Genomic DNA, 22,819 nt, shown 5'->3' on the forward strand with positions numbered 1-22,819 from the left:
ATCCCATTCAGTAGTACAAAATTCAATAGAACATTCTAATTAGGAATGGCTTAGTTCTTTCCCAAGGAGAACTAAGCCATAACTATTTCGATATTCGACTATTTAATAATAGTCCCCTTTAGCTTCATTATATTTTTGTCCATTCAGTTCTTAACAATGAAAAAATGAAAGCATCGTGTGATTGATTATTCTGATAGAGGTATCCCCTCAATAAACCTTCCTTAGTAAAACCTAAACGCTTTAATAATTTTATAGATGGCTCATTTTGCGGATAAGTCACTGCACCAATCCTGATCAGCTCCAAATATTCAAACGAGTATCTTAAAACTTCTTTTACTGCTTCGGAGGTAATTCCATTATTCCAATGAGAAGGGTGCAATTCAAACCCAATCTCAGCTTTTTTACTATAAGTGCTCAGGTTGTTTAAACCTAATGTACCTACAAAATCACCTGTATCTTTTAATACAATGCCCCACCTGATACCTCTTTTACTTTCATAAGTGCTTTGGAAGGACTCTACTATTTTTTTAGCATCTTCTATACTTTTCAAGCTATCCATACCGTAATATTTAGTCACTTCATCTTTTGACATAATTTCGAAAAAGCTTTCTGTATGTTCCTCTCTTACTTGAACTAAATTCAGTCGATTCGTTTCTAACTCAGGAAATCCCATAAAATCATCTCCTCGATTTATCGTCATTTATTTTAATAATTTCTCAACTCAACTACTGTGTTAGTTTAAGAGAAGATACTTAGTATTTTAATATCCTATATCCCTATAAAAATTGGTATTATCACAAATTATTTTAACTGATTTATACAACATTATTAAACTCAAAAAACCGAAAATTGATTAAGTGTCTAATACGGCTTTTTTCTTCAACTCAACTGCAGATTTAATCAATAAGAAAGGCTGTTATCGAATAGATTGTTGCTAATTTACCTTACTGTATAAAGGTTGAAAAGACCTCATTTAAAGAGGTCAATTACTTAAAGGAATATCTAAATATCTTTCATATCTTTGCTCTTCATTGTTTAATTCATAAACTCTAATAAAATTCACTTCAAAATCAGGATAAGGTGTCAATTCTATATTTGCTAATTGTTCCATATCTTTTACTTCTTTTTTTGATAGTCCAATAGAAATGTTTTCACAGCACTGTTCTTTCCCCAATGTTAAGTGGGGTACAAAGGCATCAAGTTCAAAATATTGTTTTATTAAGTCTTCTGATGGTGAAATTTCTTGTAATATTTTTTGATGTAAGTCGTATAAATTATTTGAGTTAATACTCAAGTATAAAATGTTATCTCCAAAATACTTTGGTATATCTATTGATACTTTAAAAGGCTTGAAATCCTCACATACTCTATGTACTTTGTCTATCCACTTTTTATCTGGAGTTAATCCCCCTTGTGCTTTCAAAGTTATATGAGGTTCCACGCTTAATTTGTTAATCCATCTACTTTGAAACTGCTCAATTCGTTTTAAATATTCTTCTGGCGGGACAATTCCTATAAAATACTCTACTTTCATTCTTCTCCACCCCTGTTTTTGAGTTTAAATAGTTTTAGCAGAAAATTCAAAACATACAAGCCGTATTATTATTTGAAAACAACAATCTTTTAGAATCAGCTATAAGGAAAAGGCTTTACTCCTATTGAAGTAAAGCACCCGTAGTTGATGAAAGAATTATTGGAGTTTCTCTGTCTTGAGTTACTTTGAAACATAGTAGCTAAGATAAGAGAATTGTATTGAACAACAAAATTTCCCTTTAAGAGAACATCTGTAGCTACAGCTTGCTTGATTTGTTAAAACAGAAAATTATCGCCGTTTTTGTCTTGGATAAATAACTCATATTTCTGGTTCTCTGTCATTCTTTTAACTTCTTCGCTATTCAGGAACTCAATAACTTCTTTACTTATTTTGATGGTCGTCTGATTATCTTCTATATCCGATGATTTCATGTTAGTCATGATGGTTATAGACACTTTTTCAGGGTTGTAAGAATATCTAATGTCAGCTACCTCATATTCTTTTTTTAGAAAGAGTTCTTCTTCTATGCTACTCATAACGGGCATCCATCGACTCTCGATTTCCTCTTCTGAAAGGTCTCGAGTTATAACTTGTACCTGTTTTGGTGTTTCGTTTGCTTTTAATAGTTCAATCGCCGCCTTGTAGATTTCTACTTTCTTAGCTTCATCATCTATTGGAATGTACACACTGACTACAGGGCCGTATGTGTTAACATTCATAATCGGATATCCTGCTCCCTCCAAGTCTGACATCAACTTCTCACCCAGTTCCTCCCTTTGTTTGTCTATCTCTTTTTGAACGGATGACACCTCATTCTCATTCTTGGCAGAAACCATTAACTCGTAGTTGTCATATCCCCTTTTATCCAAAATTTCATTCAAAAGATTTATAACTTTGCCCTCTTCTTGCTTGACGTATTCTTCCGTTCCATTCAGCTCTATGTCAAAGTATGGCTTCTGTTCCCATTTCCCCATGCCAATAGCTGATAGTTGATACCCTTCTTTCGCCAAATCTTCCCAGATTACTTCTTGAATAGGTTTATAAAATATTTGCCCTAAATACGGAATTTTCGATACTACTTCCGCCATGGTTGGACTAAGGAATGCGGAACCTGTTAGGATTACAAAACTGATAACCGCAGCTACTACAAAATGCAGTTTTCTCCTTCCTCTTTTTCTTCCTGTTGACTTTTCAACGTCTGTTCTATTTTTCGACTCTTTGCTAATATTTTTAGCAAATTCGTATAAGGAAGGTGGTGTCTGTATTTTATCCATCTCTTCTTGAATTTCTTTCTTCACGGATTCATCGATTTTCATTGTGTATTCACCCCTATAAACTGATTTTCGATCAACCTTTTTTTCAGAGCATTCCTTGCCCGGCGAAGATGGGATTTGACCGTAGAGCTTTTCAGTCCCAGCATTTCTGCTATTTCTTGGATTGCTTGCTCTTGGTAATAGTAAAGGATGAGTACGATTTTGTAGTCACTGTTATCGAGGGATGATATGCCCTTTTTAATCTCGTTTTCGGTTTCCTCTTTTAGTAGACATTCCATCACGCTATACTTGTCCGTTACCACATCGACTTCAAGCGGGGATTCTTTCAAGCGTTCATTCTTTCTCCAAGCGTCGATGGATCGGTGAGAAACCAGTTTATAAAACCAGGTGTTGAAATAAGTAATTTCTTTTCCACTCATGATATTTCGATATGCCTCAACCAAAGCATTTTGGACAACTTCTTCTGCCTGTTCCTTCGACTTCAGGATACCGAAACTGGTCCTGTAACCCTTCTCAATCAAAGGAGTGACTAGTTCAGCAAAAGCTTCGTCCTCCCCTTTCTGAATCCGTGATATCAGTGTTTTCTGTTCCAAGCGTAAACCCCCTTTAATTGTTCCTACCTTTTAGGCGACGGTGAGGCTACTTAGGACGCACTAATATTTTAAAAAAGGAAAAGAAATTGAATTTATTCTGTTTCTCCTGTATTTTGTTCGCTAATAATACGTTGATATTAAATAAATAACCAAGTTCAATGAACCTGGTTATTTATGTACAATTTTTGTTTATATCATTCTATTTTATGATTTTTATAGTAAATCAAAAAGTCAGTCCACTGATCATTCTCTAGCGAAAACTCTTTTCTTTCACATTCAAAGATAAATCCAGCTTTTTCAGCGAGACGTATCGAGGGATAATTATCGATATTAATATGTAATTCAATTCGGTGAAAATTCAAAGTGGAAAAGAAAGCTTCAGTAGCTGCTAATACACTTTCCAAACCATACCCATTGTTCCAATACTGATTGTGAATGGAGTAACCCATCATGGCCCACTGGTAATCCATTCGTAAAATAGTTATAAGTTCAACTTTTCCAACGTTTACTCCATCTTCTTTACGGAATATCCCAAGAATGTACATTTCATCTTTTTTAGCTAATTCATTAAAGCCTTCAATCCATTCAACAAACCATTCTTCAGTAGAAGTAGGCATATTTAAAGGGCGACCATCATCATATGTATATTGTGAGGGCATTCTGTTGTCAAACTGCTCGTACCAATTACTATAATCCTCTTTTTGAAAAGGACGTATGATGAACCTTTCCGTTTCTATAACTAACTTTGAAAATTCCATTTCTTCACCTACTCTTGTATTTCTACGTAATTCTTAATATCACTTTTCCTTGTGAAGAATCTTCAAGCAGTTCAACATTAAAATCATGAGTTATGTGATTAATATCATGTATCTATCTTTGTAGTCCCTTTCCAGCTAAAGGCTTATCATTATACATCTCGGTATTATACGTAGATGACAATTCCACCTGGCAGATGCAAATCATCAAGGTACTCTTTTGCCATTAAAAGCAGTTCATATGTATCGTTCCATTATTTCCTCAGTTCAAATACATTGTTATGATGTGTTATCGGAACTATGACACCACAGTCCATTAATATATCTGGCTCATTTTTCCACTGAAAAAATAGCTAGTTTCATTTCCAAATGCAATATTCTGTTTTAACCTTTATAAGGATTACAATACGGACAATTTTCCGTTTTTACCTCCCACCAACTCATCGATTATAGTTGGGATTTCCATTAGATTATCTACAACATACTCTGCTTGAACATCCACATCCTTCCATTGCATATCTTTCTTCCAAATACCCTTCATCCCTACATGTTTAGCCGCTCGCATATCATTATCTGGATGGTCACCGATAAATACGCATTCGTTTGGTTGGAGCCCAAGTTTGTCGGCAGCCCGTAAAAATATTTGGGGATCTGGCTTTTTAACATCCTCCCATTCAGAAATTAAAATTGTTTGGAAATAATCTTCTATTCCTAAAGCCATTATATTGTCCATTTGAAACTGACCGAATCCATTCGTAATCATCCCTATTAACATCTTTCTCTCCTTCAATTTCTCTAGCATTAATAAAAGGTTATCAAAGGGTACACAGCAATACTTAAATTCACTCAAATAATCTTCCAGTAGTTCTTGCCAAGTAATTTTGGTAATTCCAAATTCCTCTGCTAATTGGCTATATACTTTGTCCTTCCAAACATATCCTCGACTGTCTAATTGTATAAGCCTTGCTGTGTACACATCTTTTGTAATAGGACCTATGAGGTGACTAAATCTATCGTATTGCTTATCTGCAAACAACTTTAATGACTCATCTCTATTGAGTAAAGTACCATCTAGATCGAACAGAACTGCTTTTATCATTTTATTCTCCTTTCACTTACTTTAAGTCTTTTGGATTACCTTCTACATCTCCTGGTTCAAATCCTTCTTTTATTTATTCATAAATAAAACATCATCCATGTATAAAGGATGATGCCGTTCGTAATTACTATTCCGATAGGGTGACGTCTACGATTTCGTCGATTGATATTTCAAACGAGCGAAAAGGATCCTCTATTTCAATTGTTCGCTTTCTCAAATCAATCCATTGGATCGTACCGCGGTTATAGATAAACTCTCCCTCTTTCCACCGTTTTATTTTGATTTCGACGTTTCGTTGCATTGCGAGTGCGATTTGATCATGAATAACTTCATAGTCAAACTCATTTAAATCTGGGCGAGGCTCTTTTTTTATCTCTTCTCCATATTCTCGAAGCATCTTCACATGCTCTGGCAACATCATTGCTACCCACTTTTTCGACCCACGATCCTGCAATCGAGATAAATCCAATTGGTTCCAATCTTCTTCAAAGTTAGCCATGTTATCACATCTCTCTTTTTTACTTATCATATCGAACATTTGTTCCTATTTCAAGTGGGAATTAATGGCCGCTGAAAAAATGATCTTCAAAATTGTACATAACAGTGATGGAGCGATTATGGAAGGTGATTGATCGGTTATTGGTTTCTATTGATCGATTATTGGTATTCGTCGATCGATTATTAGATTCCATCAATCGATTATTAGACAGCATCGATCGATTCTCACAGATAAGACCATTCTTCCTAATAAAAAGACACGCTCATAATGAACGTGTCTAATCTTTATAATCTACATCAATTCTTTTGCAAGTAACCGATAGACATTTAAACGTTTTTCTTGCGAATGCGGAATACTACAAATCATGACTTCATCGAAACCATAATTACCTTGTTCTTCCTGTAAAGTCTCCGCTACCTCTTTTGCAGAACCGACTAGATGAATTTTACGATTTTCTTGAATCATCATGCGATCCATTTCCGTCAGCGGATAATCTTGCGCTGCCTCTGGTGTCATTAATGAACGAATTTGCCCTTTCATAAGAGACAAACGTGCAATGTCCTGAGGTAATGCTTCAAATTCAGCCTCTTCCTTGGTTTCTGCAGCCGTCACAAGGTATGTAACATTAATCTCTGGCTTCTCCATTAAAGCAGACGGTGTGAAGTTATTACGGTATGTGTCTAATATCGCTGGAGTCATACCACCTTGGAAAAATTGTGCAAACGAATAGCCAAGACCCATTCTTCCAGCCTGGACAGCACTATTACCAGTGGAGCCAAGTAACCAAGCTTCTGGTAATACGATTTTAGAAGGACTGGCAATCGTTCTGTTGTATAAGCTATCCTCTGGAACTTCATCATTGATCAGTTGCAGGGCAATTGCTAACTTTTCATACATATTGTTGACCAACGGAGGGCGACCTTCTGAAAGAGCATACATCGCATGATTATCTCCCCCTGGAGCTCTTCCTACACCGAAGTCAATACGACCTGGAGAAAGTGCACTTAAGGTTTTAAAAACTTCCGCTAACTTCAATGGTGAGTAGTGCATCATCATCACGCCACCTGTACCGATACGTAATTTTTTGGTTTTCGCAGCTAAGTGAGCCGCAATTACTTCCGGTGCAGAACTTGAAAATGCATCGGTTCCATGATGCTCGGCCATCCACATACGATGATAGCCTAGTTCATCTGCTAAAATAGCCAATTCTTCTGCTTTTTTTAATGCTCCTGCTGCCGTATTGCCAGATGTGACTGGCGCTTGATCTAATACACTTAGTTTCATCTATATATCTCCCCTTCAACAAATGCTCGTTTAATACGTTTCTTTTCAAATGCTATCGAATTAAAATTAAAAAGTAAACGAAAGGGACTTGATAATAGAAATATTATTGAAGTAAATAGCTAACCTCCTTGGCACTTTAAAATTTCTACTTCTTTTAAATTCTATGAAGACATAAAATCTTAACAGTTCAGTCTAAACGTGAGGAGATGATTTTTTGGTTAGCCTGTTGGAAAATATATTTCAAATCTCGGCAATAATACTACTGCTATGTTCTCTCTATTACTATAGACATTTTAAAAAAACGAAAAGAGAAAGAAAGCTTACTTCCCTTGAATTTTCGATGTTTTTGTTAACAGAAGTAGCAATTTTTCTCTGTGCAGGTAGTTATCTACTTCTTCTCTTGGATAAAGGTTGGATTTAGCTATATAAGCCTAAGGAAATATAGAACCTTGAGGAACTGGTTGTAGTAGTCGTCACAACTAGCTCCTTTTTTTCAGTAATCATATGGCATTTTCGTGTTACAAACCAAATGGATATTTATGTTAAAATACAAATAAGTAAGACGTCAATATGGTGGGTCGTTAAGTTAAGGACGAAACTTCTAGTCGCTGCACAACTAATATTTTGCTTTATTACATATGGAAGTAAAGCCTTTTTTATTGAAATAAGTAATACAAGAATGGATGTGCTTTATGGAAGAAATGATATCACCATTTATTCATCCAAACTTGAGAAAACTTTTATCCTTCGCAACCTCGGAAAGGAATATCGATCGAGAATACGAAAGATATATCCACTCACCAGTTAGAGAGTTATATGGATATATCTTTGAAGATGAAGTCGTTGGTTGTATAGGAATAGAAATTTTAGATTTAAAGCGCTGTGAAATTAAACATATTGCAGTATTTCCCAACCTTAGAGGAAAAGGTCTAGGAAGTAAAATGATTAGTTTTATTAAAGTTAAACATCCAGTACCTTTTTAAAATTACGGATTTAAAATAACGAGTTTGGGAGAAAAGTATCCAGGTGTGGAACGCTACCAATGTATCCTGAAAAATAAGTAGACTATTATATTAAGCTAACATCATCAGTTTTTCTATCAGAATTAAAGTATTTCTTATTGCCTATAGTAAATAAAGTTGAGTTGCAAAGGGGTAGTATATGTCCAAGTATATTAGTATATTTTGCTTAACATTAGTGGCTAGTGTAATTTTATTTTTTCTATTTGCTGGAGTGTTTGATGGTGGTGATTATGCCGAAACAGCCATTTATACAATAGGAACAATAATCATTGTACTTCTATCATTTTTGATATCTCTTATGTACTATTTAATAAATTTATTGCAAAGGAAGGGGGTTGAAATTAAAAGAAAGAGATAATGTATTGGTGGATTTAACTATAATCCCCGATGGATTAAGTCATACCGGAGTTGGATACATATTAGATGGGAAATATACAGAGATTTTTTTTGCCCCCGTTTCTGATAAACTGACAACCTCTTTTGATGTAAAGGTGGATGGGGATTATATAATTTGTATTATCGGTGGTAACGCAAACTTCATAACAATTACAAATGGCGTTATTTCAATTGAATAAATTTATAATGTCGTGAAGAACTCACGGGTGTGTTTAGTTGAATAAGAAGGTTCTTTTGGAATGGTGTGGAATAAGTAAATATATGTAAATTTTAGGGGGTGAGAGATATGCCAATGGAACAAGAAACAATGGGTATGCTAATAGGTGGATTTTCAATCATAATGAGTATAGCGTTTCTTGTTGTAATACTGCTAATGTTTTCAAAAAAACGAAAGTCATTTAGAGTAGCTTATGGATTATCTATTGGTTTTTTTGTATTTTTTAGTTGGGCAATTAGCCAGGCTTTAAATGCAATTAGTTTTGATGTTAACCATCCAATGGCATCTGAAGAAATTTCTCTACGTCTTGGAATTGCAGGAGTTTTATGGGCAGTTAGTATGTTATTTTTACTATTTGGCTTAATAAATTTTTCATCTATCAGGAAGAATACAGTAGAAACTCAATAAAGATGTAATCCTTCTTCAACTAACGAGGTGATTTAGCTCACAAGTGGCTGCCTATAAGGGTAGCTTTCTTATTGAACTAACTAACGGTGCAGTCTAGTTGTGTATTTATCAAAATATAAAGCGTGCAACAAAAATAAGCCACACAAATTTAGATGTAACTTTTATGTTAAAATTCTTTAGACCATGTTTCAGCATCATTATCATACATAATATTTACAGATGCATGGTCAATATTCAATTCATGCTGTAGAAAATCAATTAAAGATAGAAACATTTCTTCGTTTATTTCTTCTTTTTTGTTATATAAACTGACATTAAGTGAAGGTATGCCTCCACTATCATCCGTGGGTGTAAATGCTATACCTTGTGTTTCTCCGAATTTTTTATTTATATAACTTTTAACCTTCGGTGTTACCTCTTCAATGAATTCTGTTGCTTCTTGAATGGATATATCATCTTCTACTTTTTTGGTAAATCTGTTTTCATAAACCATGAATGACTTTTGTGTTTCTGTATTTAGTATTACTGCAGCATAATCGAAATTACCGTAGTTCTCCCCAATATCATAGAGGACATATGAAATTTCGTATTCCATGTTTGGATATTTTGTTACTAGGTATTGTTCTGCTTGATCAATTATCTTTTCTTCTTCTTTTTCATCGGGGATTAATGATTCCTTAAATTCACCGAAAGTCCAGAAAGCTCCAACTACTAATCCAACTACTAGAAACAAAAATATTCCAGTAACTATCACAAAGGTTTTGGGCCAAGTTTTATTTCTTATATTCACCATTTTATCTCCTTATTTTATATATAAATTCTATAGCTGAATGCTTATTCATTGGAAAGTACCACTTCATTTGTAATAGTTTTTTGTGAAAACTTTCACTTAAATTAAGCTGCTTTACTAAAAGTAGGAAGTAAAACGCTAATTGATTTATGTAAATTAAAGTTGTTTATAAAGATTGAACAAAGAAAGAATAATAATTACAGTTCCACATATCAAATGGAGATAAAATGATGTTTTACAATTTACTTCGGTATTTGAAGAAAGAATAAATGATATCCCCAAGAAGATGAAACCTATATCAAAAATGAAAGGAAACAATTCTAAAGAAGATATGAAATGAGAAAGCATCAAACCAACAGCAATGACACTTAACATTAGAGAATAAGAGGCATATTCACTATTTGATCTTAACAAATTATTTCCTCCAAATTTCAATATCTCCAAAATTAGCATAAAACAAAGTAAAAATGATTTGCCAATACAGTTATATATTTACTCACTATAGGTATATTTGTAATACGTTCAACAAACCGAAGAGTTTCATTTTTCGTGAGAGAGTTTTGTTTGTGAAATGTTACACTTACATTAACGGGTGCTTTAGTAATATGAGGATAGTAAATATACGTCAAAAAACGCTCAGATTTTTTTCTGAGCGTTTGTACTTGCCATTTAATTCATTAATAGCATTTTTCTCCCCATTAACTGAACCCGTTACTAAAAAGCACTACCTTTTTTAACTATTTATTAATAAACCGATGTATTTTCTTTAGTGATATTTTCTAGAATTTCTTTCACACGTGCTAGGAAACGACCAGCAACTAAACCATCTAGTACACGGTGGTCTAATGAAAGACATAAGTTTACCATATCACGCGCAGCAATCATGCCACCATCCATAATAACTGGACGTTTCACGATAGATTCTACTTGTAAAATCGCTGCTTGTGGGAAGTTGATGATTCCCATTGACTGAACAGAACCGAATGATCCAGTATTGTTTACAGTGAATGTACCACCTTGCATTTCATCTGATTTTAACTTTCCTGAACGGACTTTTGCAGCAAGTTCGTTTACTTCACGACCAATACCTTTAATCGTTTTTTCGTCCGCATTTTTAATAACTGGAACGTATAGCGCGTCTTCTGTTGCTACTGCTATAGAAATATTGATGTCTTTTTTCTGAACGATTTTATCCCCAGCCCACATAGAATTCATCATTGGGAATTCTTTTAATGCTTGCGATACAGCTTTCACGAAGAAAGCAAAGTATGTAACATTAAATCCTTCTTTTTGTTTAAATTCATGCTTGATCGAGTCACGGTATTGAACCATGTTCGTAACGTCTACTTCAATCATTGTCCATGCATGAGGAGCTTCGTGTTTGCTACGTAGCATATTTGCCGCGATTGCTTTCCGAACACCTGTTACAGGAATTTCGATATCTCCCACTGCCACTGGAACATTAGGAACTGCTGTTTTCGGTGATGGAGCTGAAGTAGGTGCAGCTGCTGGTGATGGCGTAGAAACAGCTTGTTGCTCTACTTTTGCTACTGGAATTTCTCCACTTTCTACAATTTTCAGTAGATCCTTACGAGTGATTCGTCCTTCGTTACCTGTACCAGTAACTAAAGAAAGATCGATTCCATGTTCTTGTGAAATTTTCAGCACTGCAGGTGAGTAGCGTGCTTTGGCACCTTTTTCAGGTTCTACAGGCGCAGTATGCTTTTGTACTTCCGCAGGTTTTACAGTTTCAGCAGTTGGCTCTTCAGGCGCAGCCTCTTTTACCTCTACTGTTTCTTCAGAAGCCCCACCTTCTGTTTCTATCGTACAAACGATTTCTCCGACAGCTAATGTGTCTCCTTCGTTTGCGATCAACTCTTTAATAATTCCTGTAAAAGAGGACGGTACTTCAGCTGTTACTTTATCTGTATTTACCTCCGCTAGTGCATCGTATTTATTTACGTGATCGCCTGGTTTAACTAACCATTTCTCGATTGTTCCTTCTGTTACACTTTCGCCTAGTTGGGGCATTTTGATTTGTTCGATTGCCATTCGAGTTCCTCCTTATCAAATTCGCCTTGGCGTATTTGTGTCCACATTTTTATCGAGCTTGCTCGATAGATTCCTTTAAAAAATCTGTGACATCCGCCGGAGGCAGTAACTTCATTCGGCAAAGTCTTTTTTTGCTTAATGAAGTTAGTATTCCGCTAGCTCACGCATCGCTTTTTCGACTTTATCTGGATTGATCATGAAGAATTTTTCCATTGTTGGTGCATAAGGCATAGCTGGAATATCAGGACCAGCAAGACGCATTATCGGTGCATCTAGGTCGAATAAGCAGTTTTCTGCAATTATAGCCGCAACTTCCCCGATAATACTACCTTCTTTGTTATCTTCTGTTACTAGCAAAACTTTCCCTGTTTTAGAAGCGGCTTCTATAATTCCTTCTTTGTCTAAAGGATAAATAGTACGTAGATCTAAAACATGTGCAGAAATACCGTCTTTTTCTAAACGTTCGGCAGCTTGTAATGCAAAATGAACAGCAAGACCATACGTTATAACCGTAATATCTTCCCCTTCACGCTTCACATCTGCTTTCCCAATTTCAATAGTGTAATCTTCTTCAGGAACTTCCCCTTTGATAAGGCGATACGCACGTTTATGCTCAAAGAACATGACTGGATCTTCATCGCGAATAGCTGCTTTTAACAAACCTTTAGCATCGTATGGAGTAGATGGAATGACAATTTTCAAGCCTGGTTGGTTAGCAAAAATTGCTTCTACCGATTGAGAATGATAAAGTGCTCCGTGAATTCCCCCACCAAATGGTGCACGGAAAACGATTGGACAAGTCCAGTCATTGTTAGAACGGTAACGAATACGTGACGCTTCGGAAATAATTTGGTTAACAGCAGGCATGATAAAGTCAGCAAACTGCATTTCTGCAATTGGACGTAGTCCGTACATTGCCGCTCCTATACCAACTCCAGCTATCGCAGATTCTGCAAGAGGCGTATCTAATACTCGGTATTCTCCAAACTCATCATAGAGACCGTTTGTCGCTTTGAATACTCCACCCTTACGACCAACGTCTTCCCCTAGAACGAAAACGCGTTCATCACGAGTCATCTCTTCTTTCATTGCAAGTGTGATTGCATCAATATAAGACATGATTGCCATTATGCGTTCCCCCCGTCTTTTTCAGCGTACACATGTAATAGCGCACTTTCTGGTGAAGCATATGGAGCACTTTCTGCGTAATCCGTTGCTTCATTTACTTCTTTCATAATGCGATCATTAATCTCTTTTTCTAATTCTGTTGGTAATATATCTAAATCACGCAAATATTTTGCGAATGTAATAAGCGGATCCAACGCTTTACCTTCTGCAATGTCTTCTGCAGTACGATATTGTCTGTCATCGTCATCTGAAGAGTGAGCTGTTAAGCGATAAGTTACTGCTTCTATTAAGCTCGGGCCACCGCCATTACGCGCACGATCTGCAGCTTCCTTCACCACTCGGTAAACTTCGATTGGATCTTTGCCGTCGACCGTCACACCAGGCATTCCATAACTAGATGCTCGCTCTGCAACCGTTTTACTCGCAACTTGACGCTCAAATGGTACAGAAATAGCATAGTTATTGTTTTCAACCATTGTAATACATGGTAATTGATGAACTCCTGCAAAATTTAGACCTTCATGGAAATCCCCTTGGTTAGAAGAACCTTCTCCTAGTGTTACAAATGTAATGAAGTCTTTTTTCTCAATTTTCGCAGCTAATGCGACTCCCACAGCATGTGGTAATTGAGTAGTAACAGGTGAAGAACCAGTTAGAATTCTATTTTTCTTTTGACCAAAATGTCCTGGCATTTGACGACCACCCGAATTTGGATCTTCCGCTTTTGCAAAAGCGGAAAGCATTAGATCTTGGGCAGTCATTCCAAAGTGTAAAACAACTCCCATATCACGGTAGTAAGGTGCAATATAATCCTTTGTGTTATCTAGCGCAAAAGCAGCTCCTACTTGCGCTGCCTCTTGACCTTGACAAGAAATTACAAAAGGAATTTTTCCAGCACGGTTTAATAACCACATACGCTCATCAATACGGCGTGCCATTAGCATCGTTTCAAACATTGTTAACACATCTTCATTTGTTAAACCTAATTCAGCATGACGATTTGTCATTAGTACTCCCCCTTTATTAATAGACAAGCAGTTTTGTATTTACTTTAATCCTTGCATTATCTAATATTGGACATCTTAAGCACCTTAGGATAGCTAGGCTAGCATAAGGCGCTTACACACTTTTCAAGACTTTAGAAAAGGCAAAAGACGCCTTTTGCTTCAAGTCTTCCAGCGCTTTTCGCTGCTAAACGGCGTCTGTCGCTTTTCTAGTTATGAATGGCTTTTCCGTCTACTGCTAGTGCTGCTTCTCCCATTACCTCACTTAGAGTTGGGTGCGGGTGAATGGTGTGGGCAATTTCCCATGGTGTTGCGTCAAGAACCATTGCTAAGCCAGCTTCTGAAATAAGGTCAGTAACGTGTGGACCGATCATATGAACGCCTAGAATGTCATTTGTCGCTTTGTCTGCAACGATTTTAACAAATCCATCTGATTCGCCGTATACTAGTGCTTTTCCAATCGCTTTAAATGAGAATTTACCAACCTTCACATCAAATCCTTGTTCCTTAGCTTGTTGTTCCGTGATACCTACGCTGGAAGCTTCCGGATTTGAATAGATACAACGTGAAACTAATGCATAGTCAATTGGAGTAATCTCTTTACCAGCGATATGTTCCATCGCCGTAATTCCTTCATGACTAGCTACATGTGCCAGTTGAAGTCCACCAATTACATCCCCAATTGCATATATATGAGATTCTTTTGTTTGGAATGTTTCTGATACTTGGATAAATCCTTTTTCTACAACGATATCTGTATTTTCAATGCCAATACCTTCTACATTAGCTTGTCTGCCAACAGAAACTAACATTTTTTGTGCTACAAAGGTTTTTGTTTCACCGTTTATTTCAGCAGAAATTTGCACTTCTTTTTCTTTTGTTTCTAATGTTTCTGGAAGTACTTTTGCGGACGTTACAAATGTTATCCCTTTTTTAGCAAGCAGCTTTTGCATTTCTTTCGAGATATCCTTATCTTCTGTCGGTATGATACGATCTGCATATTCAACGACTGTTACCTCTACACCAAAATCATTAAGCATCGATGCCCATTCAATTCCAATTACGCCGCCACCTACTATTAGTATAGATTTTGGTAACTCTGTCATAGCAAGTGCTTCATCAGAACTCATCACAAATTCTCCGTCAATCGTTAATCCCGGTAAAGTTCGTGGTCTAGAGCCAGTAGCAATTACTACATTTTTAGGTATAAGCATTTCATTTTCGTCGCCACTGTTCATCTCTACCGATATAGTTCCACCTGGTGAAGGAGAGAAGATAGAAGGTCCTAACATTCTTCCAGTACCTTCGTAGACATCTATTTTCCCTTTTTTCATCAAGCCTTGTACTCCTTGATGTAATTGGTTGACGATAGACTCCTTACGCGCCTGTACTCTACTAAAGTCGAGTGTTACCTCTCCCGTATTTACACCAAAATCTGCTGCATGATTTTTAGTAGTTGCATACACTTCGGCACTACGAAGTAATGCTTTACTCGGAATACACCCTTTATGTAAGCAAGTACCACCTAAATTTCCTTTTTCAATGATTGCTGTTGTTAATCCAAGTTGAGCTGAACGTATAGCAGCAACATATCCGCCCGTACCGCCACCGATAATTACTACATCATAATCTTTTGCCAACTGACCCATCTCCTTAAATTTCCATCTAAGAAGGCCGCTTACTTTAAAAGAAAGACGGCCTACTTTAGTTCATTAGATGAAATTAGTTGTTTTCTTAACGTCCGTTTAAGATATGTTTGCCATTTTGAAGGAACTGGCTACGTGATTTACTTACACGTGCAATTCTTTCTTCTGCTAAACGGTCAGCAGCGACATATGATGGCACACCATCACGTTTGGAAATTTCAAAAATACGCTCAATTTTATCGTAAATAGTAGCAACACGTTTCATCGCACGATCTGCGTTGTATCCATTTAATTCATCTGCAACATTAATAACGCCACCTGAGTTAATAACATAATCTGGTGCATAAACAATGCCCATTTCATGGATTAAATCTCCGTGTGTAGTATCACGTAACTGGTTGTTTGCTGAACCAGCAATTACTTTTGCTTTTAGTTGTGGGATTGTATTGTCATTAATAATTGCACCTAAAGCACATGGAGCAAAAATATCTGCTTCTACTGAGTAAATATCATTTACATCTACTTGAACTGCACCGAATGCATTTACCGCACGGTCAACTGAAGTTTGGTTAATATCTGCAACGATTAGTTTCGCGCCTTCTTTGTGTAGGTATTCGCAAAGAGTATATGCAACGTTTCCTACACCTTGCACTGCAATCGTTTTACCTTCTAAAGAATCTGAACCGAATGCTTCTTTAGCCGCAGCCTTCATCCCTACATAAACTCCGTAAGCTGTTACTGGTGAAGGGTTACCCGATGAACCGAATGCTTCTGAAATACCTGTTACATAATTCGTTTCTTCATGGATTAAGTCCATATCTGCTACAGTTGTTCCAACATCTTCTGCTGTAATATAACGACCATTTAACCCTTGGATGAAGCGACCGAAAGCACGGAACATTTCTTCATTTTTGTCTTTTAATGGATCTCCGATTATTACGGTTTTACCGCCACCAAGATTTAAACCAGCAGCTGCATTTTTATAAGTCATCCCTTTTGCAAGACGCAATGCATCCTCAATAGCTTCTTCTTCCGTAGCATAATTCCACATACGTGTCCCACCAAGTGCAGGCCCTAAAGTAGTATCGTGAATGGCAATAATTGCTTTTAACCCTGAAGTTTTGTCTTGGCAAAATACCAATTGTTCGTAATCGTAAGTTTCCATATATTTAAAGATTTCCATGTGTAGTTCCTCCTAGTAGTTAAATGGGTCTAACTTATATATTCAATACCCCTATTGTTTGAAGTGATCCCATTTATGCTAAATGATATTTTTCTAACTTGTAATATAATGTGCGGAGTGAAATATTAAGTTGTTTGGCAGTTTGTGACTTGTTTCCTCCACAAACTTTCAATGTTTGTGCCAATACTTTCTTTTCCATTTCATCCATTTGCTCCGCTAGCGTACCAAGTGAAGTCTCTCCCTTGTCCTCATTTGGTAAGACTAGCATTGATTTTGGTAAGTGATGCTCTTCCACTATTCGATCGTTCGGCTGCAAAAAGATCATCGAACGACTAATAACGTTTTCTAGCTCTCGTACATTCCCCGGCCAATCATATAATAGTAAACTTTCCATTGCTTCTTCTGAAAAGCCTTCTATATTGCGACCAAATTCTTGATTTAAACGGACAAGTAAATGTTCCGCGATTGCCGGAATATCCTGCTTACGATTGCGCAAGGAAGGAATATGAATGGGCATTCGATTCAATTGATAATAGAAATCTTCTCTAAAAGTACCTTCTAGCATGGCTTTTTCGAGATTCAAGCTACTAGATGCTATAATTCGCACATCCACTGGTATCGATGTCGCCCCGTCCACTCGAATGATTGCATTTTCTCTAAGAACACGGAGCAGTTTGGCTTGTGTCTTTTTCGTAAGTTCCCCAACTTCATCCAAGAAAATGGTTCCATTTGTTGCTTGTTCAAAAAAACCATGTTGTATATATCCATCTTTTTCCGAACCAAATAGCTCAGTTTCTAACAAATACTCTTCCAAGGAGCTGCAATTAACACGAAGGAACGGATGATTTGCACGTTCACTTTCACTGTGTATCGAAAGCGCAAATAAATCTTTTCCAGACCCGACCTCTCCCCTTAAGAGAACGGTTATCGGAACATTTGCCGCTAGCTTAGCCTGCTCAATTGTAAAGTTTATCTCATTTGATGTACCGACGATATCTTCAAAACTATAAGTTGCGCCTAACGTTCTGATGAGTGTCCGTGCATGGTCTAATTCTTTCATTAAGCCACGCATTTCCGTCATATCGTGAATAACACCTACACTACCTTTTAGTTGTTGGTTAACAATAATAGGTGCGACATTGACGATTACATCTTTTTTCTGTTTTCCTACTCGTAGATTTACACCACGGATAGGTTTACGAGTTTGTAGCACTTTCAAGTGGATACTTTCCCCTTCAGAAATATCTGCCGTTGCGGGTTGCCCAATTACTTCAGCTTCACTAAAGCCAGTTATTCTAGTATAGGCGGGGTTAATAAGAATCCCTTTACCTTCCTCATCCACAACAGAAATAGCGTCATCACTTGAATAAATAATCGCTTCTAGCATTTTTTGAATTTCTGTTAAGTTAGTAATCTCTTCGGCTAGTCGAACTACTTCCGAAATATCCTTAAAAACTGCAATTGCACCAACCTGTTTTCCCGCTTCATCTATCATCGGATAACGCGAGGTAACAATTTTGGTACCGCTTTCAAGAATAAGTTCTTTGTTTAGCTCAACCCTACCTGAATCGAACACTCTTGGTAATTCACTTAATGAGATTACCTCATGCACATGTTTCCCAATGGCATTATCGACTGATATATGCGTCATTTTTTCAGCACTTTTGTTGAATAAATTCACGATACCTTGATCATCAATACCAATCATACCTTCTTCAATTGAATTGAAGATTAACTCTTGCATCATCTTTTTGTGATCAATAATGTTTATATATTTATTTTTTTCTTCTAAAAGTGAAACAATTAAGTTGGCGATTTCGCCTGGTATTAATACCGCAGTGGCAGGTCTATTTGCAAGAAGCTCATGAAATACCTCTTTGTTTCCAGTGACATCAATGATGATCTGAATATCTCCATTTAGGAGAGGTTTCCAATCTGTATATGTAGGAATATTATTCTCTTTTGCAAGTTTTAACCCGGGAGCATTTTCATCAATGTCTACAATAGCTTTTACTTGAAGGTACTCAGCTTGTTGTATTAATTTCAAAAGTGCATATCCTCCATTACCAGCGCCTACTATTATTATGTTTTGCAAGAATATGCACACCCCCATTAATCATCTGCAACTTATTGCACTTCTCATTTATCATAACGCAAGTTTCTTTCGTTGACAATCATATTGTTGATAGTAAAATTAAATTAGTAGGAACAGGAGTGAAAAAAATGGCTCGTTTAGCGGCTTTAATCGTGTTATTAATTCCTGGAATTTTAGCAGCATTTGGGATTAAATTAATGAGAGATACGTTTTTCGGATTGCAAATCCTCCCTATTGGTGGCTTGGCCATTCAATTTATAAGCGGATTAATATTTACAGTTCTTGGATTAGGCTTCTTTGCAGGCTTCCTATTGAACCGTGATCGTAAAAATGGGAAAGTAGCTCCACGATTTCAAAAGAAAAAGACGTAGACTATAATAGTCAGCGTCTTTTTTGTTGTTGCAACACTTTTTCAGGATAATCAGTAATCCATCCAATGACAGACTCATGGGGATGTTGAATATACTTCTCGTTCCCCTTAATGTTATAAAAGCGCATCGGATAACCAGCATCCCACACTCTTCTCATCAAATCAGTATCATAAAATTTTTTATTGAAGTGAATAGCATCTATTTCTTTAATGGACAACACATAATCCCAATCAGAATTTTTTTTGCCTATAAAAGCTGTTTGGACATCACTTTTCATCGCATGTATGGTTTGTAGTACACTAAATTCAAAAGAAGAAAAGTGAACATCTGCAACTGGTAATGCCATTTCTACAACTTCTCTAATCTTTTCATTTTTCCCTAGAAAGGATTCTTTCAATTCAACATTTAACTTAATTCCTAAGGGTGTCACAAAACGAATGAATTCATCAAATGTCACAACTCGGGAATAAAGAAATTTACGGTAAAACACTCGACCAAGCTTTAGTTGCAAAATTTCTTCTGCTAGCATATCCGTAATTCTTCGCTTGTTTCCGGCAAGTCGAAAAAAGTCGATATCATGCGTGACAAATGGTACGCCATCTGCTGAAAGCTGTAAATCTAGTTCAATCCCATCTACCCCAAGTTTCACAGCTCTTTTAAAAGCTTTCATAGAATTTTCTACTGTTTTGACTGCAGCTCCACGGTGAGCATACACAGGTATATTAGACATTTAACTCCCCATTTTCCAATTTGAATTTCCCTTTAGTTTGCTTCGTTAAATAGGAAGACTTGTTTCCAATTTGAATAACAGTTCCAGGATTTGCTTCTCTTTTAATATCGATGAAATAATCCGATGTTTGTCTTAACATTTTCAAGATCCGCTGTATCTCTTCATCTAACTCTTTTACTTTACGCTTGGTTTCATTGTATTTTTGCTTAGTTTGCTCGTATAAGGCTACTTGTTGAACAGACATAGAGCTTTTAAATTGGTTCAATTGACTTAAACTAAAGTTGAGCTTTGTTGTCTCTTCCTGTAGCTTCATCATTTCTTGTGCTTTAGTTTTAGCATTTTCCGTTAAAATTTTACGGTCAATTCCCTGTACAATCAACTCTGTTTTTCTTTCTGAGTTGTTACCAGAATATGCAGTACTAATTGAATTGATAGCAATCGCTTTACCACCAATAATTTTCCCTTTACGTTCATCTACAACAAGTTTATCACAAAAAATTGTAGCTCCTAGAGAATAAGATCCTATTTGTATAGTATCTTTTGCCTCTAATGTACATTCATTTGCATGCTTAAGAAAAATATTTTGATGGGCTTCGATCGTTGTAATCCCTTTACCGAAAATCCCCCCTTTAATGAACACATCTCCCTCAGTAGATTTTATCAGTTCAGCTGCATGTACACCTTCATTGGAATCAATGGAGATATCCCCTGAAGCTATTATGGAATAACCAGCCATTACCGTTCCTCTAACTTGGATAGATCCATCAAATTTTAAATTTCCTGTTTCCAATCCAACATCGCCATCTATAAGTAGATGCTTTTGTACCGTAAGCACTCCGTTAAGTTCTCCTATTACACCTTTTGTTTTAGAACGAAGGACTGTCTTCCCTTCTTCTTCTACTTCATAAGCTGATTTAGTATCATATTTCAACAGCGAATCATCACCCATTATAGGAGGAACTATTTCTCCGAAAATATTCTTACCTGGCACACCTTGCTGAGCAGGGATTTTTTCGCCAAGCCAAGATCCTTCACTAATCTCTACGAGGAAGTTCATATCAAAGTAATCTGCTTTCCCGTCATCATTGATCACTGGTGTTTTTTCCGCTTGTTGTAAATAAGTAATTTTGGCATTGGCACCTTTTTCAGGTGGAAGTCCCTCTGCAATTATGTAGGATTTACCTGTTTTAATCGACATTAAATCTAAAGACCGTTGTCCGAATATAATGCGATTGTCTTGTAGAAGTTTATGTATATTCATTTGAAGATTCTCTAGGTTATCTTGTATAAATTTTGGAGATTCATATATAGTGAGAAACGCTTGCATTTTATCATTGCTTATTTCTAATTCCATACTATCTATCCAAGCACCCAACTCTATTGGCTCATGAGAACCGCTTTCTACTGCTTTTTTCACAGCCATAAAATCTAATATTTTAAGTCTTGGATGATTTCTAGTTAATTCATCCACCTTTTTTAAATTATAGCGTTCCTTTTTTATAGTCATAAATACTCGTCCATTATCTGTAGAAAGTATTATTTCATCATTTTCTATAATTATCATAACTTGCAACACTTCCTCTCAATATTATTATACTCAGTATCGAAAGAGGTGGAATAAATATTTTGATTAAACTAAATATATCGCTATTAATACCTAACAGCTTTTGCTAAAAAAATTGGAACTATAAACTGATACAGATAAATAGTCACACTAATTTCTCGTATAAAGGGTATAAAGTCTTTAACAGTAGATATTTCTTCAACGTAAAAAGTACTTGTACGCACAGTAGGTTTGGACTTCAAAATTTAATATATTAAAAAGCCAGCGAATAAAGAATCCGTTGGCTTTAGAAGGAGTATTTTTGAAGTTAACAATTAAGCATCCAAAACAGTAAAATTTAACTAGCCATATTCTCCATACGAATCTTATCTGCGATCATCGCGATGAACTCGGAATTAGTAGGTTTGGATTTTAGGTGGTGGACGGTGTATCCAAATAATTTAGAAATAGTTTCATAGTTTCCACGGTTCCACGCAACCTCGATTGCATGTCTAATTGCTCGTTCTACACGGGATGGTGTCGTTTGAAACTTTTTAGCTATTTCTGGATATAAGACTTTCGTGATGGAACCTAATAATTCGATATCACTGTAGACCATTTGTATAGCCTCACGCAGATAGGAATATCCTTTAATATGCGCAGGTACGCCAATTTCTTTAATAACATTCGTAATGATATTGTCAATCATTCGCTTATTTTGTAGAGCTTCTTTTTCAGGGCTATTTTTAACAGGTGATTCTTGAACAAAGCCTTTTTTGCCTGCTACTTGTTTAATCTGTGTTACTAAGCGTTCAAACTCAAATGGCTTAAGCATAAAATAAGATGCACCAAGGTCAACTGCTTGTTTCATAACATCCTCTTGCCCAAAAGCTGTAAGCATAATTACATGGATATCTTTAAGTTTATTGTCTCTTTGTAGATTATCTAAAACGGCGATTCCGTCTAAATGAGGCATAATAATGTCGAGTAATAACACATCTGGTTGAGTAGACTCCAAAAGCTCTAAACAAAGTTTCCCATTAACAGCTGTCCCAATAATTTCAATTTCCGGATGTTGATCGAAATAAGATTCCATCGTACGAATTAAGTCTTTGTTGTCATCCACAATTGCAATTTTTATCTTTTCCATTTTCTCATCCACCTTTTGTAATTTTTCACTCAGGTATTATTCTCTT

24 protein-coding genes are annotated in these 22,819 nt (G+C 36.2%); 5 read left to right on the forward strand and 19 right to left on the reverse strand.

Going from position 1 to position 22,819, the window contains the following annotated elements:
- Positions 1–127: 127 nt before the first annotated feature.
- The 7 genes from MKX39_RS10345 to MKX39_RS10375 all read right to left on the reverse strand — a co-directional run bounded on the left by MKX39_RS10345 (position 128) and on the right by MKX39_RS10375 (position 5,754).
- Positions 128–673 carry a GNAT family N-acetyltransferase gene (locus MKX39_RS10345; protein ID WP_340769518.1) on the reverse strand — a complete coding sequence of 182 codons (546 nt, stop codon included), beginning with the start codon at positions 671–673 and terminating at the stop codon, positions 128–130.
- A 309-nt stretch (positions 674–982) separates the two neighbouring features.
- Positions 983–1,534 (reverse strand): 2'-5' RNA ligase family protein, encoded by a 552-nt coding sequence (locus MKX39_RS10350; RefSeq protein ID WP_340769519.1) that lies wholly within the window; start codon positions 1,532–1,534, stop codon positions 983–985.
- 275 nt (positions 1,535–1,809) lie between these two features.
- On the reverse strand, positions 1,810–2,850 hold the full coding sequence (locus MKX39_RS10355) for a DUF4030 domain-containing protein (protein ID WP_340769520.1): 1,041 nt from the start codon (positions 2,848–2,850) through the stop codon (positions 1,810–1,812).
- Positions 2,847–3,401 (reverse strand): RNA polymerase sigma factor, encoded by a 555-nt coding sequence (locus tag MKX39_RS10360; RefSeq protein ID WP_340762529.1) that lies wholly within the window; start codon positions 3,399–3,401, stop codon positions 2,847–2,849. The genes MKX39_RS10355 and MKX39_RS10360 overlap by 4 nt, the downstream gene beginning before the upstream one ends.
- Positions 3,402–3,595: 194 nt before the next feature.
- Complete coding sequence (locus MKX39_RS10365; protein WP_340769521.1) at positions 3,596–4,159, reverse strand: GNAT family N-acetyltransferase; 564 nt, start codon at positions 4,157–4,159, stop codon at positions 3,596–3,598.
- Between the two features lie 397 nt (positions 4,160–4,556).
- Positions 4,557–5,255 (reverse strand): HAD family hydrolase, encoded by a 699-nt coding sequence (locus tag MKX39_RS10370; RefSeq protein WP_340762531.1) that lies wholly within the window; start codon positions 5,253–5,255, stop codon positions 4,557–4,559.
- A gap of 127 nt (positions 5,256–5,382) precedes the next feature.
- Positions 5,383–5,754, reverse strand: coding sequence for a YolD-like family protein (locus tag MKX39_RS10375; protein ID WP_340769522.1), 372 nt, complete (start codon positions 5,752–5,754; stop codon positions 5,383–5,385).
- Positions 5,755–5,879: 125 nt separating this feature from the next.
- On the opposite strand from MKX39_RS10375, the gene MKX39_RS10380 reads away from it, so the two are divergent.
- On the forward strand, positions 5,880–6,035 hold the full coding sequence (locus MKX39_RS10380) for a hypothetical protein (protein WP_340769523.1): 156 nt from the start codon (positions 5,880–5,882) through the stop codon (positions 6,033–6,035).
- 10 nt (positions 6,036–6,045) lie between these two features.
- On the opposite strand, the gene MKX39_RS10385 is transcribed toward MKX39_RS10380, so the two are convergent.
- Positions 6,046–7,038 carry an LLM class flavin-dependent oxidoreductase gene (locus tag MKX39_RS10385; RefSeq protein WP_093538453.1) on the reverse strand — a complete coding sequence of 331 codons (993 nt, stop codon included), beginning with the start codon at positions 7,036–7,038 and terminating at the stop codon, positions 6,046–6,048.
- Positions 7,039–7,730: 692 nt separating this feature from the next.
- On the opposite strand from MKX39_RS10385, the gene MKX39_RS10395 reads away from it, so the two are divergent.
- The 3 genes from MKX39_RS10395 to MKX39_RS10405 all read left to right on the forward strand — a co-directional run bounded on the left by MKX39_RS10395 (position 7,731) and on the right by MKX39_RS10405 (position 9,081).
- A complete protein-coding gene (locus MKX39_RS10395) occupies positions 7,731–8,021 on the forward strand; it encodes a GNAT family N-acetyltransferase (protein WP_340769524.1) in 291 nt (96 codons plus the stop codon).
- Positions 8,022–8,395: 374 nt separating this feature from the next.
- A complete protein-coding gene (locus MKX39_RS10400) occupies positions 8,396–8,635 on the forward strand; it encodes a hypothetical protein (RefSeq protein WP_340769525.1) in 240 nt (79 codons plus the stop codon).
- A 107-nt stretch (positions 8,636–8,742) separates the two neighbouring features.
- Complete coding sequence (locus MKX39_RS10405) at positions 8,743–9,081, forward strand: hypothetical protein (RefSeq protein WP_340769526.1); 339 nt, start codon at positions 8,743–8,745, stop codon at positions 9,079–9,081.
- Positions 9,082–9,247: 166 nt separating this feature from the next.
- On the opposite strand, the gene MKX39_RS10410 is transcribed toward MKX39_RS10405, so the two are convergent.
- The 8 genes from MKX39_RS10410 to MKX39_RS10445 all read right to left on the reverse strand — a co-directional run bounded on the left by MKX39_RS10410 (position 9,248) and on the right by MKX39_RS10445 (position 18,979).
- Entirely contained in the window at positions 9,248–9,874 is a 627-nt protein-coding gene (locus MKX39_RS10410) for a hypothetical protein (protein ID WP_340769527.1), read from the reverse strand.
- A gap of 153 nt (positions 9,875–10,027) precedes the next feature.
- Positions 10,028–10,285: a hypothetical protein gene (locus MKX39_RS10415; RefSeq protein ID WP_340769528.1), complete on the reverse strand. Its 258-nt coding sequence runs from the start codon at positions 10,283–10,285 to the stop codon at positions 10,028–10,030.
- 330 nt (positions 10,286–10,615) lie between these two features.
- A complete protein-coding gene (locus MKX39_RS10420; RefSeq protein ID WP_340769529.1) occupies positions 10,616–11,923 on the reverse strand; it encodes a dihydrolipoamide acetyltransferase family protein in 1,308 nt (435 codons plus the stop codon).
- 144 nt (positions 11,924–12,067) lie between these two features.
- Entirely contained in the window at positions 12,068–13,051 is a 984-nt protein-coding gene (locus MKX39_RS10425; RefSeq protein ID WP_093060707.1) for an alpha-ketoacid dehydrogenase subunit beta, read from the reverse strand.
- Positions 13,051–14,058, reverse strand: a complete 1,008-nt coding sequence (locus MKX39_RS10430; protein WP_093538445.1) for a thiamine pyrophosphate-dependent dehydrogenase E1 component subunit alpha — start codon at positions 14,056–14,058, stop codon at positions 13,051–13,053. The genes MKX39_RS10425 and MKX39_RS10430 overlap by 1 nt, the downstream gene beginning before the upstream one ends.
- 206 nt (positions 14,059–14,264) lie before the next feature.
- Positions 14,265–15,695 carry a dihydrolipoyl dehydrogenase gene (gene lpdA / locus MKX39_RS10435; protein WP_340769530.1) on the reverse strand — a complete coding sequence of 477 codons (1,431 nt, stop codon included), beginning with the start codon at positions 15,693–15,695 and terminating at the stop codon, positions 14,265–14,267.
- 94 nt (positions 15,696–15,789) lie between these two features.
- Positions 15,790–16,884 carry a branched-chain amino acid dehydrogenase gene (gene bcd / locus MKX39_RS10440; protein WP_093538443.1) on the reverse strand — a complete coding sequence of 365 codons (1,095 nt, stop codon included), beginning with the start codon at positions 16,882–16,884 and terminating at the stop codon, positions 15,790–15,792.
- 73 nt (positions 16,885–16,957) lie between these two features.
- On the reverse strand, positions 16,958–18,979 hold the full coding sequence (locus MKX39_RS10445) for a sigma 54-interacting transcriptional regulator (protein ID WP_340769531.1): 2,022 nt from the start codon (positions 18,977–18,979) through the stop codon (positions 16,958–16,960).
- Positions 18,980–19,107: 128 nt separating this feature from the next.
- Between MKX39_RS10445 and MKX39_RS10450 the strand changes: the two genes are divergently transcribed.
- Complete coding sequence (locus tag MKX39_RS10450; RefSeq protein ID WP_093538441.1) at positions 19,108–19,350, forward strand: DUF2627 domain-containing protein; 243 nt, start codon at positions 19,108–19,110, stop codon at positions 19,348–19,350.
- A gap of 10 nt (positions 19,351–19,360) precedes the next feature.
- Here the strand turns inward: MKX39_RS10450 and MKX39_RS10455 are convergent, their stop codons facing one another.
- The 3 genes from MKX39_RS10455 to spo0A form a co-directional block, all read right to left on the reverse strand.
- On the reverse strand, positions 19,361–20,080 hold the full coding sequence (locus MKX39_RS10455) for a glycerophosphodiester phosphodiesterase (protein WP_340769532.1): 720 nt from the start codon (positions 20,078–20,080) through the stop codon (positions 19,361–19,363).
- Positions 20,073–21,644: a DUF342 domain-containing protein gene (locus MKX39_RS10460; RefSeq protein ID WP_340769533.1), complete on the reverse strand. Its 1,572-nt coding sequence runs from the start codon at positions 21,642–21,644 to the stop codon at positions 20,073–20,075. Before MKX39_RS10460 ends, MKX39_RS10455 begins: the two co-directional genes overlap by 8 nt.
- 337 nt (positions 21,645–21,981) lie before the next feature.
- Positions 21,982–22,773: a sporulation transcription factor Spo0A gene (spo0A, locus tag MKX39_RS10465; protein WP_093538438.1), complete on the reverse strand. Its 792-nt coding sequence runs from the start codon at positions 22,771–22,773 to the stop codon at positions 21,982–21,984.
- Between the last annotated feature and the right edge of the window lie 46 nt (positions 22,774–22,819).

It is taken from the genome of Psychrobacillus sp. FSL K6-1464, assembly GCF_038003145.1.
GTDB classification, from domain to species: Bacteria; Bacillota; Bacilli; order Bacillales_A; family Planococcaceae; genus Psychrobacillus; species Psychrobacillus psychrotolerans.